This is a genomic window from Hymenobacter jeollabukensis (genome assembly GCF_005771675.1).
Taxonomy (GTDB): Bacteria; Bacteroidota; Bacteroidia; order Cytophagales; family Hymenobacteraceae; genus Solirubrum; species Solirubrum jeollabukense.
This window is the reverse complement of sequence record NZ_VAJM01000013.1, coordinates 165,355-183,406: the sequence shown is the minus strand read 5'-3', so window position 1 is coordinate 183,406 and position 18,052 is coordinate 165,355. Positions and strand designations below refer to the sequence as shown.

Here is an 18,052-nt window from a genome sequence, read left to right as displayed (position 1 = left end):
GGTTAACGACCATAGACAGAAAAAACCCGCAGACAGAAAAACCTACCCCGGCCGCAACGCCCGCCGCGCGGCCGGTGTCCGTAGCCTATCTTCCGGCCCGCAATTTGTCATTGCCGCCGCTCCATCATCTGATTTTCTCCTTGCCCATGCGCAATTCCTTTCGTCCCTGGCTGACCGTACTCGGCGTGGCTTTGCTGCCCGCCGCCTCCTTCGCGCAGAGCGCCGCCGCTCCGGCTGCGGCTGCCGCGCCCCAGTGGACGCTGCTCGACCCCAAAGCCAACAACACGATGGGCATCAGCGCCGACCGCGCCTACGCCGAGCTGCTGAAAGGCCGTACCGCCGCGCCGGTGGTGGTGGCCGTCATCGACTCGGGCGTCGACACGGCCCACGTCGACCTGAAGCGCGTGCTCTGGCATAACCCCCGCGAAATTGCCGGCAACGGCAAGGACGACGACAACAACGGCTACGTCGACGACGTGTACGGCTGGAACTTCCTCGGCGGCAAGGACGGCCGCAACGTGGGCACCGACACCTACGAAGAGACGCGCCTGGTGGCCAAGCTCAAGCCGCTGTACGAGGGCAAAAGCCGCTCGTCGGTAGCCAAGGACAAGCAGGCCGAGTACGACCTGTACCAGCGCGTGAAGAAGGACTACGAGAAGAAGGTCAAGGAGGACTCCGAAAACGCCCAGCAGTACGGCCCGATGAGCGAAACCATCGGCAAGAACGTGGACATCGTCAAGCAGGTGCTCGGCGTGCAGCGGCTGGATACGGCCGTGCTGCGCAACCCGCCCACCCAGGACGCGCGCCTGAAAACGGTGGCCGCGCAGTGGTACGAAAGCCTGAAAGCCACCGGCGCCCCCGACATGGAATCGGTGGTGACGCAGATGCGCGAGGCGGCCGAATCGGCGCAGAAGCGGGTGGAGTACTCGCTGAACCTGAGCTATAACCCGCGGGCCGACATCGTGCAGGACGACGAGAGCAAGGTGGACCAGCGCGGCTACGGCAACCCCGACGTGATGGGCCCCGACCCCCTGCACGGCACCCACGTGTCGGGCATCATCGCCGCCGACCGCCGCAACAACGAGGGCGTGCTGGGCGTGGCCGATGCGCCCGTGCGCATCATGGCCGTGCGCGCCGTGCCCGACGGCGACGAGCACGACAAGGACGTGGCCAACGCCATCCGCTACGCCGTCGACAACGGCGCGACGGTCATCAACATGAGCTTCGGCAAGTACTACTCGCCCCAGCGCAAGGCCGTGGAGGACGCCATCCGCTACGCCGGCTCGAAGGGCGTGCTGCTGGTGCACGCGGCCGGCAACGAGTCGAACAACATCGACGTGGTGGACCACTTCCCGGCCGCCATTGCCGAAGGCGCCAAGGCCACCTACCCCAACGTGCTGACGGTGGGCGCCAGCAGCAGCAAGAACGACGAGAAGCTGGCCGCTGACTTCTCCAACTACGGCAAGCGCGTCGACGTTTTCGCCCCGGGCGTGAACATCTACAACACCCTGCCGGGCAGCAAGTACGGCAACGAAAGCGGCACCAGCATGGCCGCGCCCACGGTGGCCGGCGTGGCGGCGGTGCTCAAAAGCTACTTCCCGCAGCTGCAGGCCGCCGATTTGAAGCGCATCATCATGCAGTCGGCCGAGCCGGTGCACACGCAGGTCGTCAAGCCCGGCGAGGAGAAGAAAAAGGTGGATTTCACGACGCTTTCGAACACCGGCGGGGTGGTCAACCTCTACCGCGCCGTGCAGTTGGCCCAGCAGGCCACGGCCTCGGCCAGCGGCTCGACTTCGGCCGGCGGCAAGTAAGCGGCCCGGCCCCGGTGTATTTCGGCGACGCCCCTCCCCACCCGGAGGGGCGTCGTGCGTTCGGCGCGGCCGGTTGCTGGCAGGCAGGGCACCCGCTGTTTATTTTTTTGCTAACCGTTCAGTGTCTGCGCGTAGGCAAACGGGCGCGCTGTAACTTGCCGCCATGACTGCCCGGCGTTTGCTCCTGTGCATACTCGGCGTGCTGAGCGCGTGGTGGGCCCGGGCCGATCCGGCCCCGCCCAGCGGTTGGCGGCCCGACGCGCTGCTGAGCCGCCTGATGCTGCGGACCCTGACCTCCACTCCCGACGGCCTGGTGTGGGCAGGGGCCGACGACGGCGTGTACCGCTACGACGGCCACCGCCTGGTGTCGCTCAACGCCCTGCGCCGGGGCGGAGTGGCCCTGCCCCCGGTGCCCTGCAATGAACTGTTGTCCCGGCCCGACGGGACGGTCTGGCTAGGTACCGAAGCGGGCCTTTACCGCTTCCGGCCCGACGGCGTGCTCGAAGCCTTGCCGCTCCCGCTGCCCACCAGCGGCAGCCGCAACATCAGGGCCCTGGCCCCGGCCGACGACGGCCAACGCGTGTGGGTGGCCCAGGATCAGGGCGGCCTGCGGGCCTACTCACGGGCCGGCCGGCCCGTGGGCCCGCTGTTGGTGCGGGGGCGGAGTATCAACGAAATCTGGACGGCTCCCGACCACAGCCTGTGGCTGAACAGCCTCGACAGCCTCTGGCAATTCACCCCGGCGGGCCGCCTGCAAAATGCCTGGCGGCATCCCGTCATTCCCGCCCGGTTTCACCCCGTGTACGACCCCAGCGGCCGGCCCTGGCTGGTGGGAGCCGCCGCTATCTACCGCCTGGATTCCGGCGGCCGGCTGGTGGAAGGCCTGCGCTGGGCGCCCGACGCCCGCGAAACCGGCACCGACGTCCTGCGCCTGCCCGACGGGCCGGCCCTGATTACGCCGGAGCAGGTGCGGCAGCTGGAATGGACCACCGGCCCGACCCCGCAGCCCCGGCTGCGGGCGGCCTGGCCGCTGCCGTTGCCCCCCCAGCTTATCTGGAACGGGCGCCTCCTGGCCGACCACACCGGCCGCTGGTGGGTGTTCGATACCGGTACCCGCGGGTGTTGGTCGCGCGCGGCCACGGTCGATTTCATCCGGGCCCTGCCGGGGCCGGGCGGGCAGGCCTACAGCGTGCGGGCCTCGGTGCGCCTGCCCGACGGCCGCCTGCTGGTCAGCAGCTACGGCCGCCTCCTCACCCAGGCCGCCGATTCGCCGCTGGCGCCGCTGCGGCCCTGGCTGGCGGCGGTGCTGCCCAGCGGCAACGCCCCCGTGCTGCAGGGCATCGTGCCGGCGCCGCTGGGCCCCGGTGGCGACTGGCTGGCGGCCGGGGCTTTCCCGCTGCTGCGCTTCAACCCGCGCACGGGCGCCTTCGACCGGCTGGTAGCCCAGGGCCAGTCCCAGGCGGATATCGGCGTGAACGGCCTGACGCGGGATGCCAGCAACGGCCGCGTGTGGGCCGCCACCCGCATCGGGCTGTATTCCTACGACCCGGCGGTGCAAACCTACCGCCCCTACGTCCCCACCCGCCACCCAGGCGCCGCCCCGCCGCTGGCCGGCCGCCTGCTGGAAGACCTGAGCCCCGACGGCCGCGGCCACCTTTGGCTGGCTACTCCCGAGGGCGTGGAGCGGCTCACGCTGCGCACCGGCGCCCGCCTGCACTACGGCCCCACGGCCCCCGCCCCGCGCCGCGCCGCCCTCGACGGGGCCCGCTGCCTGTACCTGGGCCCCGACGGCCGCCTGTGGGTGGGCACCCGCGGCCACGGCCTGGCCGTCATCGAGCCCGATGGCCGCGTGCATTCGGTGCTGACGCTGGGCCAGGGCCTGCCCAGCGCCTCGGTGGCCACCATCACGCCCAGCCCCGGCGGCGACCTTTGGCTGGGCACCTACCAGGGCCTGGTGCGCTACCAGCCCGCCACCGGGCAGCTGGCCGTATTCACCACCGCCGACGGCCTGCTGTCTGACGAGTGCAACGCCCGCGCCGCCTATACCGACCCGACCGACGGCTCCCTGCTGATCGGGGGCGTGGCCGGGCTGCACCGGGTATGGCCGGGCCGCGTGCCGGCCGGGGGCGCCCTGCGGCCGCGCTTGCTGCTGGCCGGCTTCACCTCGCTCAGCGCTTCGGCCGAAGCCAGCCGCACCCGCTACCAGCTGGCCCACGACGCGCTGCCCGCCCTGCACCTGGCCCCCGACGTGCCGCTGGTGGACCTGAGCCTGGCCCTGACCAACGCCGCCGACCCCAGCCAGGCCCGCTACGCCTACCGCATCCGGGGGCTGCTGGCCGACCAGTGGATGGGGCTGGGCACCACGCCGCAGCTGCGCCTGCAGGGCCTGCCACCGGGCCACTACACCCTCGAAATCCGGGGGGAGACGGGCCAGGGTGTGCCGGCCGCCAACGTGCTGCGCCTGCCCCTGACGGTAACCGCCGCGTGGTGGAACCGCCCGCTCACCTGGGCCCTGGCGGCGGCGGCGGCGGTGCTGGGCGTGTACCTCTGGCAGCGGGGCCGGCTGCAGCACCTGCGGCGCGAAAATGAGCTACGCGCCCGCCTGGCCGCCGACCTGCACGACGAGGTGGGGGCCCTGCTCACCCGCGTGACCATGCAGGCCGAGCTGCTGCGGGAGCTGGAAGCGGCCCCAGTGTCGCACCTGGAAGCCCTGGTCGACGACAGCCGGGCGGCGGCCAGCACCGTGCGCGACATCATCTGGAGCGTCGATGCCGGGGCCGATACCCTGACGGCGCTGGTTGACCGGGTGCAGGACCACCTCGACGCCACGGCCCGCGCCACCGGCCGCACCCTCTCGCTGGACGATACGGCCCTGCCGCCCACGCTCGACCGGCCGCTGCCGCCGGCGGTGCGCCAGCACGTGTACCTGGTATTCAAGGAGGCCCTGACCAACGCGCTGAAGTACAGCCGGCCGGGCACGCCCATTGCCGTAGTCCTGAGCAGCAGTGCGCAGCTGGAGCTGAGCGTCAGCAGCCTGGGCGCGCCGGCGGCCAGCTCCCGGGCCGGGCAGGGCCTGCGCAACATGCGCCACCGCGCGGCACTGCTGCGGGCCTCGCTGGAAGCTGGCCCGGCCCCGGGCGGCTGGCAGGTGCGCCTGCGGGTGCCGCTGTAGCGGCAGCGTGACGGCCTCTACAGGTCGCCTTTGGCGGCGCGGCTCAGCAGCTCCGCCCGCGAATTCACGCGCAGCTTGTCGTAGAGACGCTTGACGTAGGTGTGCACCGTGTCGGGCGAGAGGGTGAGGCGGGCGGCCACCTGTTTTTCGCTCAGGCCGTCGAGCAGGGCCTGCAGCACCTGCTGCTCCCGGGCCGAGAGCAGGGCCGGCTGCTGGCTGGGCGCCGGCTGGAAGTGGTGGAGGGCCTTGCGGGCCACCGAGGGCGACAGGGCCGCCCCGCCCTGCAGCACGTCGAGCAGGGCCTGCTTGTACTGGGGCAGGCTGGTGGCGTTCTTGATGACGTAGCCCGTGGCCCCGGCCCGCAGCGCCTGGTAGATGCGGTCAGCGTCGTCGTGCATGGTCTGCAGCACCACGTCGACTTCGGGCAGGCGCTTTTTCAGCATGGGCAGGGCCTGGATGCCGCTTTGGCCGGGCAGGCTTACGTCGAGCAGGATGACGCGCGGGGGCAGCCCCAGGGCCAGCTCGTCCCAGAATTCCTCCATCGAGCCCACGACGATGGTGCAGCTAAACTCGGGCTGGCGGCTCAGGTACTCGCGCAGCAGCTCCCGCACGCGGGCGTCGTCTTCGACAATGGCCAGGGCGACGGGGAAAGAGGAGAAAGTCATAACCAATGGCAAAGGTGCAACGCGCCGCGCCGGCCGCCGCACGGGCGCTGTACCCGGTTCAGGGGACAGGGGCCAGCCCCCGTAGAAATACCTGGCCTACCCCGCAAAATTACTTTCCCCTAAACAGGGTACAATTTTTATTTAGCCAATCACCCGCGACCCGGCACCTTTGACCCACCAACCGGACGGCCGCGGAGCGCGCCCGTAGCCGTCCACCCGCCCTTCTGCCAAATACCTATTGCGAGGAAGACACCGACGACCTTCAACGCAGGTGGCCGCCGCCGAAAAGCCCATAGAGTAGGCCTCCCCAACTAAATCCGTACCCGTTCATGAGTTTGAAATTTGATGAGGGAAAGTTTCAGAAACTGTTCCCCAATGCCGACACCAATTCCAGCAGGATTAAATACACCATCCAGGATTCGGATTACCGCGTGTACATGCCCACCTGGAACGGCAACAAGACCGAGCTGTCGATGCAAATCGACCACATCCGCAACAACGCCACCGACGACCACGCCAACTTGGTGCTGACCTTCAACCCCGACGGCACCCTGCAGCAGGTGGCCGGCGACTGGGAAGCGGGCGGCGACGGGTTTAAGATTCCGCCGGTGGTGGTGCTGGCCGTGGATAGCGCCGCCGCCGTCATCGTGGCGGGCGCCGCGGTGGCCGCCCCCGAAACGGCGGGCCTCTCGGCCGCGGTCGGCCTGGTCGTTACGGCCGCCGCCGTTGCCTTCGACGTGTACAGCGCGCTCTTCAACTACATCAGCCCCAAGCTGATCAAGCTCAGCGACGACGGCGGCCGCCTCTACACCACGGCCGTGGTGTGCCACGCCGTCAACCGGGCCTGCAGCTGCGTGTCGGCCTAATCATTTCTCCCCACTTATCCTAACAACCCGATGAGTACCATTGCCCTCGACTACAATTACTTCCCCCTGATGCTGGAATCGGGGAAAGACCTGAACATCCCGGACTTCAAAACCAGCGACAACGGCAAAGACGCCTGGGAGTACTACGGCAACTTCAAATCCAGCAACTACGACAAGGTGGTCAGCTTCCAGTACCAGAACCAGGTGCCTGGCGACGACGACCCGCTCAACTACCGCGTGTGGTACATGGAAACCTCGGTGGTGGGCGACAACATGGGCCTGATCGTGTCGTGCAAAATCGACTACGACCGGGGCAACCGCGACGACCATCTTACCCTGATCTGCGGCTTCGACGCGACCGGCAAGCTGGTGCTGGCGCAGGCGGCGGCCCAGTTTCACGGCGCCGACGACAAGAACTTCAAGATCAGCCCCGTCATTGCCAACACCGACGGCGTGGGCAACGACGTGAGCGAGGGCCTCTACAACGCCATGCGCGACACGCAGAAGAAGGTGGACTACGGCGACGACCGCGACAACGCCGGCCGCAAGGGCTTCGCCTACGTGGCCATGATGATCAGCCAGTGCTTCATCAAGTCGGTGCGGGCCTAGCGCCGACGGCCCGGGCGGCCCGCCGGTAGCCCGGCCCGCTCCCGCTACCGGGCGGGGGCGGGCCCAGGGCGCGGCGCCCCTGCGCCCTTCCGACCCAGGTAGCCCGCGCCCACCGGCAACGCGGGGGCGGCGGCTGCCAAGCCCGTCGAATATGCTTTCTGACTTGTTGCCGCGCGGCCGGGCCCCGGCAGTTTCCTGTTTCCGACATGAACATTCCCAACACCAACCTCCCCCAGGACGCTTTTGACCACGCCCATGCCCTGAACGGCTGGAACGGTCCGCAGGGCGGGGCCGGCGTGGCCACCTGCTACAGCGGCCACGTGCTCTACGCCGTGCCCGACAGCAACCACGACCTGCAACTGCTGAGCAGCGACACGGCCGCCTACCGGGAGTCCCACTCGTTTGCCGACCTCAACCACTGGAAAGTCACGGACCTCGCCAAGCTGCTGCCGAAGGCCCTGCAGGCCAACCTGAAGGTGGGCAGCCCGCTGACCATAGCCTCGCTGGGCGGCTACAACTACGTGTTCTGGGCCAGCGGCACCGGCGGCGGCCAGACGTACCACGCCCTGCGCGCCCGGCCCGACCTGGCCGCCCCGCCCGAGCTGACGACCATCGACCTGTCGAACGTGGCCCTGCCGTCGGCGGACTATACGCTGGCCTGCACCAGCAACCTGGGCGTGGTGAATCTGCCCGACTACCGCCCGGACCTGGCCGGTAAGCTAGGCATCGTGTTTCTGGGTACGCGCCACAATTCCACGGGCATGAGCTACTCGGGCCGCCTGTACTGCCTGGTGCTGGATCCGGCGGCCTTCGTGCCCAATGGCCGCTGGGTGCCCCAGGATTTCACCCAGAGCAAGCAGACCACCGTCAACTACGTAGCCCCCGGCGACGCGGACGGTAGCCAGCTGGCGACCGGCTACACCAACATCAGCGCCGGCAGCTACACCCAGGGCACGTTTCCGGCCCCGGCGGGGGGCACCAACCCGTCGCCGGTGCAGTACGTGCAGCTGGTAGTCGTCTGCCGCAACCCCTCGACCGCGGACGTCTTGTCGCTGGCGGTTGATCTGGGGGTGGCATTCGACATGAACTACCGGGCGAAGGCCGGCGTAGGCGGCTCCCCGAGTGCCATGCTCGTCACGGGGCCCACCACCGTAAACCCGAACAGCGGCGTGACGCTGAGCCCGGCGCCCGACGGCAACCTGCTGGCCACCTACTACAACGCCAGCGGCTACGTGGCGGTGGATGCGTTCAACCCCTCCACCACCAGCGACGCCCCGGCCGGCCTGCACAGCCCCGCCTGGACGTCGCACTACACCAGCGTCACGTACAAGGACGCCTCGCACAATACGCCCTGCTCGGTGTTCGTGCCGCTGGCCGCCACCACCGGCCCCTCGCCCTGCCCGGTGCCCGCCGCCGACTCGGACCAGACGCAGACCTACCCGGACTGCCTGATCCAGAACTTCGTGCAGCTGACGTTTTTCAGCAACGAGCAGCACGTGCCCAGCTTCTACACCCTCTACTGGGGCTGCATCTTCGCGGTGCGCGGCTACCGGACGGGCACGCTGAAACCCGGGGCCGACCGCACCCAGCTCACGCTGCTGGCCGACACGTTTCCGTACCCCGTGCCCAGCCCCGACGTGTGGGGCGCCGACAGCCCCTCGGGCATGGTCAACTGGGCGCTGAGCAGCTACGAGTACCTGGTGGGTAACGACCAGGCCGTTGACCTGACGTACAACATGCGCAGCAGCGTCGGCATCAAGGCGTCGGAAACCACGCTGGCGCTGGGCGTCGGCAACCAGACCGATTTTGAGGCCTCGGTCGGGTTTTCGCAGGTGCTGGGGCATTCCGCCCACGTGCGGCAGGCCACTTCCTTTACCGTCGCCGGCAAGGCCCTGCCCGCCGCCGACCCCGACGCGCAGCAACTGCTCATCTCGGGCGACGGCGCCTACTTCGGCATGAAGCCCCCGGCCACGCTCTACGTGGATACCGCCCTGGTGCTGCGCCGCGACGCCACCACGCCCACCGGCACGCGCGGCGCCGTGGTGCGGCCCCGCCTCGACGACTCCATTGCCGCCGCGGCCGGCGACTTCCGCTCGTACTGCTACCAGCCGGGCAACCTGCTCAGCTACGAGCCCGAGGCCATCGGCGCGACCATGAAGTCGCTCTACGACAACTACGCGCACCAGGACCAGTTCGTCATCGACGGCCAGGACTACGGCGCCCTCTACTCCGGCGGCAACTACTTGGCGAAGGTGGTGGAGGAGTTCGGCAGCAACGTGTTCGGGCCCAATAACAACCTGCCTTACCTGGAATACTCGTTTTCCGAAACCGGCGTGCAGCGCAGCGAATACCAGTCGACCACGGCCTTCACCCTCGGCGGCTCGGCCTTCATCGACGGCTCGTTCTACACGGGGCTGGCCTGGGACCAGGAAGAAGAGGTCGGGCTGGACTTTATCGTGGAGGTGGAGGCCGAGGCAGCCGCCGAAAAGGGCTTCCTGCTGCTGGGCGCCAAGCTGTCGAGCGAGCTGGGCGCCAGCGCCACCACCGGCCACGACTGGGGCCTGAAGCTGACCGAGTTTCTAAACCCGCTGGCCCCCGGCGAAGCCTACACCGTGCGCCTGTACCTGCTCAAGCCCAGCTTGCTGTGGAGCCGCGAGCTGGCTGCCTTCGGCCAGCTCCCCGCCGGCAGCACGGTGGACAGCGCCACCAGCCTGCCGGTGCGCATCCTGTTCTCGGTCCACAACATCAGCGCCCCGCTGGCCGCGCGGCTGCAGGGCTAGCTGGGCCGCGCCCTATTCCAGTTTCACCTTTATTCCCCCTTACTCCCATGCTCAACGCCGTCGTCGACGTCTCGCACTGGCAGGACAACATCAACTTCAACACCGTGGCCGCGCAGGGCATCGTGGGGATGTTCCACAAGGCTACCCAGGACACGCAGAGCGTGGATTCGCGCTACTCCAGCCGCAAGCCGCTGGCCCAGTCGGTCGGGCTGCTGTGGGGTGCTTACCACTTCGGCACCAATGCCGACGGCACCGCCCAGGCCAAGCACTTTCTGGCCGTGACGGCGCCCACGCCCACCGATTTGCTGGTACTCGACTTCGAGGACAACAGCAGCGGCAGCGGCAGCGGCAGCGGCAGCGGCGGGTGCATGACGGTGAAGCAGGCCGAGGACTTCGTGCAGTACGTGCACCAGCAAACCGGCCGCTACCCCGGCCTGTACGCCACCGACAGCTACCTGACCCAGCTCCAGGCCGACAAAAGCGCCATCCTGACCCAGTGCTGGCTGTGGGTGGCCCGCTACGCCGACGTGCCCTACCCCACGCACCCGGCCGCCTGGCATACCTGGACCATGTGGCAGTACACCGACGGCGTGAACGGCCCCGCCCCGCACGCGGTGGACGGCATCGGCCCCTGCGACCGGGACCAGTTCAACGGCACGCTCGACGGGCTGCGCCGGCTCTGGAACTGCCCGGTGCCGGTGTAGCCTGGCCGGGCCGCCGGAGCGGTTTCGATTAGGAAAGTCCCTTGTCACCTGATTAGGGTACAAGGGACTTTCCCCTTCCGGCGGGGGGTAGCGGCTAGATTTGGGGCCAGATTCGACGCGCTACACGCCTATGACCAACATGATACGCCGCCCACAACTTGCGCCCGCCTGGTTGACCGCTGCCCTACTGCTGGGGGCTGCCCCGGCCGCCCTGGCCCAGAACATCGGCATCGGCACCACTTCGCCGAACACCAAAGCGGCCCTTGAGGTGTCAGCTACCGACCGGGGCCTGCTGATTCCGCGCCTGACGCAGGCCCAGCGCACGGCCATTGCCTCGCCGCCGCAGGGCCTGATGGTGTACCAGACCGACGGCACGGCTTCAGGCGGCACCCAGACGGGCTTCTGGTACTACGCCGGCAACCCCGCCGCCTGGGTGTACCTGAACCCGGCCACCACCCCCACCGGCACGGCCGGCGGCGACCTGACCGGTACCTATCCGAACCCCACGGTGGCGGCCAGCGCCATCAACACCAGCAAGCTGGCCGACGACGCGGTAACCATCCCGAAGCTGGCGGCCACCGGTACGGCCAGCGCCACCACTTTCCTGCGCGGCGACAACACCTGGGCCACGCCCACCGCCACGGCCAGCGGCACGGCCGGCGGCGACCTGACGGGCACCTACCCGAACCCTTCTATAGCGGCCGGCGTCGTTGGTACCAGCGAGCTGGCCGATAACGCGGTGAACAGCGGCAAGCTGGTCGATAACGCCGTGACGACCAATAAGCTGATCAATAACGCCGTAACCAGCGCCAAGCTGGCCGACGACGCGGTGACCATTCCGAAGCTAGCGGCTACGGGTACGGCCAGCGCCACCACCTACCTGCGCGGCGACAACACCTGGGCCACCCTGCCTACCAGCAGCGGCTGGAGCCTGAGCGGCAATACCATCGACGGCAACCAATTCCTGGGCTCGAACAACAACGAGGACCTGATCTTTAAGCGCAACGGGGCGGAGGCCTTCCGGGTGTTCAGCAACGGACGGGTAAGCTTGGGCAACAACACGCCCTCCTCGTATTCGGTGCTGCTGGGCTTCAATGCCGGCGCGGCGGTGACCACTGCCACGCAGAACGTTTTCGTGGGGGCCAAAGCCGGGGAAAGCAGCAACGCCGGCTCGAATACGTTCGTCGGCTACCGCGCCGGCCAACAGGCGACGGATGCGGGCAATACCCTGCTGGGCACCGAGGCCGGGGTGAACATGACCAGTGGCGGCAACAACGTGTTCGTCGGCAACTCCGCCGGCAGTCAGACCGCAAGCCGGGCCCTGGGCAACGGCAACATCATTCTCGGGGGCTTTTCCGGTACCGGCCTGAGCAACAACAGCAACAACAACATCCTCATCGGCGGCAGCGTGCAGGCCAGTCCGGGCTTGTACGATGCCTACATCATCGGCAACAGCGCCTCGGTCACCCAGAGCAATTCCCTGGTAATCGGGGCATTACCTGGCAATAACGACGCCATTCGGGTGGGTATCGGCACGTCGGCGCCCAGCAGCAGCCTGCAGGTAAACGGCACCTTTGCCGTGGGCGTGCAAACGGGCTACGGCGGCGGCGGCGGCCCCCTCGGCAGCGCCAACGGCCTGGACCAGGGCATACCCAGCCAGACGGACCTGGGTGCCGGCTACTATGGCCTGGCGCCCAGCAGCACCAGCAACCAGCACTACTTTCTGCCGGCGGCCAGCTCCTGCAAGGGGCGCATCTACTACCTGCGCAACGGCGGCAGCATCGCGGCCAAGCTCTCCAGCAACAGCTCCATCTTCGACGGCACGAACACCATCAGCAGCGGCAACACCTTCGACATGAACACCACGGGCTCGTCCAAGGTCGTCACGGTCATATCCGACGGCACGAACTGGATCATCATCCGCGCCGGCATCTAAGGCCGCCGCGCTCCGCTCGCATACTAACCCGGAAAAGGGCGGCCCGTTGGGCCGCCCTTTTTTATGCCCGCCCGGTTGGGGCCCGCTCATTCCGGGCAAAAACCCATCTTTGGCCGTACCCAGAACTTACACCAAGCCTAGCCGCCGCATGCTCATCCAACAACTCATCATCCGCAACGTCCTTCGCCAGCAACAGGCCGGCGGCCCCACGCCCGGCCCCTCCAACCATGAGTTGTGGCAGCAGGCCCGGCGGCTGCTGCGGCGGCAGCTCGTCAACGCGGGCCTGATGGTGGCCGGTATTTTCTCGGCGGCGCTGGGGCTGAAGGGCTTTCTGCTGCCCAACGACTTCATCGACGGCGGCGTGACGGGCATGTCCTTGCTGACGGCCCACGTGACGGGCTGGCCGCTGTCGGTGCTCATCATTGTCATCAACGCGCCGTTTCTGCTGCTGGCCTATTTCCACCTCGACCGGGTGGTGGCCATCCGGGCCACGCTGGCCATTCTGGGGCTGGCCCTGGTGCTCTACTTCGTCACCTTCCCGGTGCTCACCACCGACAAGCTGCTGATTTCGGTGTTCGGCGGGTTTTTCCTCGGGGCGGGCATCGGCCTCACCATCCGCGGCGGCGGCGTGCTCGACGGCACCGAAATCCTCTCCGTCTTCGCCAGCCGCAAAAGCCCTTTGAGCGTGGGCGACGTGATTCTGCTCATCAACATCGTCATCTTCCTGGTGGCGGCCTGGATTCTGTCGGTCGAAACCGCGCTGTACTCTATCCTGGCCTACCTCTCGGCCTCCAAGACGGTGGATTTCATGATTGACGGCCTCGAAGAGTACACCGGCGTCACCATCATTTCCAAGCGCAGCGAGGCCATCCGGCTGATGATTACCGAGAAGCTCGGCCACGGCGTGACCATCTACGCGGGCCGCACCGGCTACGGCGGCCACGGCCACCAGCAGGAAGGCCTCGACATCGTTTTCACCGCCGTCACCCGCCTGGAACTCACGCGCCTGCGCACCGAAGTCGAAGCCATCGACCACCAGGCGTTCATCCTGATGCACAGCATCAAGGACACCCGCGGCGGCCTGATCAAGAAGCGGCCGCTGCACTAGGACTATAGTTGCGCGGCGAGGTGGTGCATTTCCCGGGCAGATCTGTCTCAGCAGGTGATGGGATGAGTACTGCGTGGCAGGGCCCGCACTGCGGGGGCGGCGCGGCCCGCTGTCCCATGCTGCCAGGGCAGCCGGCCGCGCGTCGCTACGCGCTGCGGCCGAGCAAGAGGAGGAGGCCTGATAATATGTAGCCGCGCAACAGAACCACACCGTGCTTGTTACCAGCAGCATAGCAGCCAGCAGAGGTAGGTCGAATTGCCCGATCCGGGGGCTATGTCGGCCGCGAAAAGCAACAGTTGTAGCAGCAGTTCTAAATACCAAAGCGGCGCGAAGTATGCCCAGCATAACCCACGCCGCCTCGGTATTACGGTGGCTTACGTCAGCTCAAACTGCAGCTTAAGCAGGTTGGCGTACAGCCCGTTGTCGTCGTGGCTCAGCTCCTCGTGGCTGCCCTGCTCCACGATGCGGCCACCGTCGATGACCAGAATCTTATCGACTTTGCGGATGGTGCTCAGGCGGTGGGCGATGATGATGCTGGTGCGGTTCTGCATCAGCTCGTCCATCGCCTGCTGCACGAGCTTTTCGCTTTCCGAGTCGAGGGCCGAGGTGGCTTCGTCGAGCAGCAGGATGGCGGGGTTTTTCAGGATGGCGCGGGCAATGGCAATGCGCTGGCGCTGCCCGCCCGAGAGCTTGATGCCCCGCTCGCCCACCACCGTATCGAGCCCTTCGGGGAAGGACTGGATGAACTGCCAGGCATTGGCCCGCCGGGCCGCGTCGATGATGTCGGCCTCGGGGGCGCCGGGGCGGCCGTAGAGGATGTTTTCGCGGATGGTGCCGCCGAACAGCAGCGTTTCCTGCGGCACGATGCCGATGTGCTGGCGCAGCTCCGTCAGGTCCAGGTCGTTGATGTCGCGGCCATCCACGCGGATGTGGCCGCCGCTGAGCGGGTAGAGCAGCATCAGCAGCTGCACGATGGTGCTCTTGCCCGCGCCTGAGGGTCCCACCAAGGCCACCTTCTCGCCGGCTTCGATGTGGAAGCTGATGTCCTTGAGCACCGTCAGATCCGGCCGCGTGGGGTAGCGGAACTGCACGTTCTGGTACTCGATGTCGCCGTGCACCCGCAGCGGCTGCGTGTCGGCCGCAAGCGGCTGGTGCACCGGCTCGGAGGTTTCGTCCAGGATTTCCAGGATGCGCTCCGAGGCGCCGAGGCTGCTCTGAATCTTGCCGTACATCTCGCCCAGGCCGGCCACCGAGGCGCCGATGAACATGGTATAGAGAATGAACGATACCAGGTCGCCCATGGGCAGGTGGCGCGGATCGGAAGCGGGCAGCTCCACGTAGCTGGCGCCGCGCCAGAGCACCAGGAAGATGCCGCCGAAGATGGCCACGATGATAAACGACACGAAGCCGCCGCGGAATACGCTGGCTTTCAGAGCCGATTGCACCGTGCGGTTCAGCCCGGCGCCGTAGCGGCTCACCTCATGCTGCTCGCTGGTAAAGGCCTTCACCGAGTTGATGCCCTGCATGGTTTCCTCCACGATGACGTTGGTCTTGGCCAGCTCATCCTGGGTTTGCTTGGAGAGCTTGCGGATGCTGCGCCCGAAGAGAAAGGCCAGCAGCACCAGCGGCGGAAACGTGGCCAGCATAAACAACGACAGCCGCCACGACTCCCACATGATAAAGGCCACGCCGGCCAGCAGCGTCAGGATCTGGCGCATGAACTCGGCCAGCGTGAGCGTGAACGTGTCCTGAATGTTGGCCACGTCGGAGGTCAGGCGGGAGGTGATTTCGCCCACCCGGCGCTGCTCGAAAAAGGGAATCGGCAGCGTGACGAGCTTCTGGTAGAGCGTGCGGCGAATGTCGCGCACGGTAAACTCGCTGACGCGCGAGAAGAAGAAGATGCGGAAGAAGGAGAAAATGCCCTGCAGCAGCACTACCCCGAACAGGACCAGCGCAATGCCGGTAATCGTCTTGGGCAGGTAGGCCGGCAGCGTGTGCACTTGGTGGTTGGCCACGTTGACGAGGTAGCCCAGCAGTTTGGGCATCACCATCGTGGATACACTGCTGAACAGCAGCAGCAGCAGGCCCGCAATGAACGGCGCCTTATAGGGCAGCACGAAGCGAAAAATCCGCAGCCCGCGCTGGAAATTCTCTTTGGTGAGCTTGACTTTGGGTACATCGGCCCCCACCTGGCCGCTGGTATTCATTCCGCTTCTGGCTGCCATCTTCTGAACGGTGAAATGGTGAGGTGGTGAGGTGGAGAGTGCCGTCCTGCTTGCGCGGTATACGCGATGCGCGCCACCAGAACATCAAACTCACCAGTTCACCAGCTCACCATTTCACCTGACGTTGTTACTCGTATTTTACTTTACCCTTCTCGATAATCAGGTTGGCCGAGCCGCCGAAGGGCACGGCCAGCGTCACGTCCACCGGCACGGGCTTGCCCTTACGGGTAGCGGGTTTCCAGGCGGGCATCAGGCCGAGCACGCGCAGGGCTTCGGCGTCGCACTCCGGCGAGAAGCCTTTGTCGACTTTGACGTTGCTCAGGCGGCCGTCTTCGCCCACGGTGAAGCTGGTGAAGACCACGCCCGATTTCTGCTGCTCCTGCATGGCCGGCGGCGTCTTGGCGTTTTCCTGGATGAACTGGCTCAGCGCGGGCTGTCCGCCGGGGTAGGCCGGGGCCACGTCGGGGCGGTTTTCGCCGGGCTTCAGCTGCGGGCGCATCTGGTCGGCACGCATCACCACCGGGCCGCGCACGTTCGGCGGGCGGCGTTGGGCCACGGCGGCCGAGCCGCAAGTTGCCAGCAGCAGGATGAAGAGCAGGTGATATTTCACGGGCAGGAGCGGAACGGGGTAAAACCAGCGGGCAAAAGTACGTCTTAGCTAACCAATTCGGGGGCAGCGGGGTTCAGCGTCGTTGCTACTTCTGCCGGGCGCGAAATGGCCAGCAGCGAGCAGAACGTGAGCAGCCCGTTCACCAGCAGAATTTCGAAGCCGAACTCGTAGCCGCCCAGCCACTGCTTGGAGTAGGCGTTGAGCACGTAGCAGAACACCGGCGGCCAGGCGCACATGTAGGGCACGTACTTGTCCAGCAGCTGGCGCTTGGTGAAGATGCCGAAGGCGAACAGGCCCAGCATCGGCCCGTAGGTGTAGCCCGCGGCCTTGAACACGGCCGTGATGAGCGACTGGTTGTTCAGCGCGCGGAATGCCAGGATGATGACCACCAGCACCACCGTAAACATCAGGTGGGTGCGGTGGCGCAGCGTGGTCTGCCGCTCCTCCGGGTACTTGCTGATGCCCAGGAAGTCGACGCAGAAGGAGGTGGTCAGGGCCGTCAGGGCCGAGTCGGCGGAGGAGTAGGTGACGGCAATGATGCCCAGGATGAAGATGATGCCCGCAAATAGAGTGAAGTGCCCGGTGGCCAGCATCGGAAACACGTCGTCGCCGATGACCTTGCCGGTGGGGCCCACCGGCAGCTGAATGCCCTTGGCGGCGGCGTATTGGTAGAGCAGCACGCCCAGCGAGAGGAAGAGCATGTTCACCGGCACCAGGATGAGGGCAAACCAGAACATGTTCTTCTGCGCGTCCTTCAGGGAGCGGCAGCTCAGGTTTTTCTGCATCAGGTCCTGGTCCAGCCCCGTCATCACGATGGTGATAAAAATGCCCGACACGAACTGCGTCCAGAACTTGCGCGAGTCCGTCCATTCCCAGAAAAACACCCGCGACATTTCCGAGTTCTTGATGGTGCTGACCACCTGCCCAAAGCTCAGGTTCAGCTCATCGGAAATCAGGTACACGCTCACGGCCACGCAGGTGAGCATGGCCAGGGTCTGGAAGGTGTCGGTCCAGAGGATGGTGCTCAGGCCGCCGCGGAAGGTGTAGAGGTAGATGAGCAGAATGCTCACGGCCACCGTCACGGCGAAGGGCACGCCCAGCTGATCGAACACGGCAAACTGCAGCACGCCCGCCACCACGTAGAGGCGCAAGGCCGCCCCGATGGCCCGGGAAATCAGAAACAGCGCCGCCCCGGTCTTGTAGCTCCAGAAGCCGAAGCGCTTTTCCAGGTAGGTGTAGATGCTGACCAGGTTAAGCTTGTAGTACAGCGGCAGCAGCACCGTGCCGATGACCAGGTAGCCCACCAGATAGCCCATGACCACCGCCATGTAGCTCCAGGCCTGCGCCTTCACCATGCCGGGCACGGAAATGAAGCTCACGCCCGAGAGCGAGGTGCCAATCATGGCGAAGGCCACCATGTACCAGGGCGCGTTGCGGTTGGCCACGAAAAACGAGGCGCTGGTGGCTTTGCGCGAGGTCAGGAAGGCAATGATGATGAGAATGACGAAGTAGCCGGCAATCAGGCTCAGGACCAGGGTAGGCGACATAGGCGGGAAAAGTAGGCGG

The 18,052-nt window shown here is 66.8% G+C and carries 12 protein-coding genes; 8 read left to right on the top strand and 4 right to left on the bottom strand.

The window, feature by feature from the left end; genetic code table 11:
• Positions 1–146: 146 nt before the first annotated feature.
• Positions 147–1,811: a S8 family serine peptidase gene (locus FDY95_RS20780; RefSeq protein ID WP_138080577.1), complete on the top strand. Its 1,665-nt coding sequence runs from the start codon at positions 147–149 to the stop codon at positions 1,809–1,811.
• A 163-nt stretch (positions 1,812–1,974) separates the two neighbouring features.
• On the top strand, positions 1,975–4,983 hold the full coding sequence (locus FDY95_RS20775) for a sensor histidine kinase (RefSeq protein WP_138080575.1): 3,009 nt from the start codon (positions 1,975–1,977) through the stop codon (positions 4,981–4,983).
• A 17-nt stretch (positions 4,984–5,000) separates the two neighbouring features.
• On the opposite strand, the gene FDY95_RS20770 is transcribed toward FDY95_RS20775, so the two are convergent.
• On the bottom strand, positions 5,001–5,648 hold the full coding sequence (locus FDY95_RS20770) for a LuxR C-terminal-related transcriptional regulator (RefSeq protein ID WP_138080573.1): 648 nt from the start codon (positions 5,646–5,648) through the stop codon (positions 5,001–5,003).
• 329 nt (positions 5,649–5,977) lie between these two features.
• On the opposite strand from FDY95_RS20770, the gene FDY95_RS20765 reads away from it, so the two are divergent.
• From FDY95_RS20765 to FDY95_RS20740, 6 genes are all read left to right on the top strand, one after another.
• Complete coding sequence (locus FDY95_RS20765) at positions 5,978–6,514, top strand: hypothetical protein (RefSeq protein WP_138080572.1); 537 nt, start codon at positions 5,978–5,980, stop codon at positions 6,512–6,514.
• Between the two features lie 30 nt (positions 6,515–6,544).
• Entirely contained in the window at positions 6,545–7,123 is a 579-nt protein-coding gene (locus FDY95_RS20760) for a hypothetical protein (protein WP_138080570.1), read from the top strand.
• 206 nt (positions 7,124–7,329) lie between these two features.
• The gene (locus FDY95_RS20755; RefSeq protein WP_138080568.1) at positions 7,330–9,903 is read left to right on the top strand and encodes a hypothetical protein; all 2,574 of its coding nucleotides are present in this window, start codon (positions 7,330–7,332) and stop codon (positions 9,901–9,903) included.
• Positions 9,904–9,950: 47 nt separating this feature from the next.
• Entirely contained in the window at positions 9,951–10,607 is a 657-nt protein-coding gene (locus FDY95_RS20750; RefSeq protein WP_138080566.1) for a glycoside hydrolase family 25 protein, read from the top strand.
• A gap of 172 nt (positions 10,608–10,779) precedes the next feature.
• Positions 10,780–12,543 carry a hypothetical protein gene (locus tag FDY95_RS20745; protein ID WP_138080564.1) on the top strand — a complete coding sequence of 588 codons (1,764 nt, stop codon included), beginning with the start codon at positions 10,780–10,782 and terminating at the stop codon, positions 12,541–12,543.
• A gap of 148 nt (positions 12,544–12,691) precedes the next feature.
• Positions 12,692–13,651 (top strand): YitT family protein, encoded by a 960-nt coding sequence (locus FDY95_RS20740; RefSeq protein ID WP_138080562.1) that lies wholly within the window; start codon positions 12,692–12,694, stop codon positions 13,649–13,651.
• A 374-nt stretch (positions 13,652–14,025) separates the two neighbouring features.
• Here the strand turns inward: FDY95_RS20740 and FDY95_RS20735 are convergent, their stop codons facing one another.
• From FDY95_RS20735 to FDY95_RS20725, 3 genes are all read right to left on the bottom strand, one after another.
• Positions 14,026–15,876, bottom strand: a complete 1,851-nt coding sequence (locus FDY95_RS20735) for an ABC transporter ATP-binding protein (protein WP_246074094.1) — start codon at positions 15,874–15,876, stop codon at positions 14,026–14,028.
• Positions 15,877–16,003: 127 nt separating this feature from the next.
• Positions 16,004–16,486, bottom strand: a complete 483-nt coding sequence (locus tag FDY95_RS20730) for an energy transducer TonB (RefSeq protein WP_138080558.1) — start codon at positions 16,484–16,486, stop codon at positions 16,004–16,006.
• 44 nt (positions 16,487–16,530) lie between these two features.
• On the bottom strand, positions 16,531–18,033 hold the full coding sequence (locus FDY95_RS20725; protein ID WP_138080555.1) for a sodium:solute symporter: 1,503 nt from the start codon (positions 18,031–18,033) through the stop codon (positions 16,531–16,533).
• Positions 18,034–18,052 lie beyond the last annotated feature (19 nt).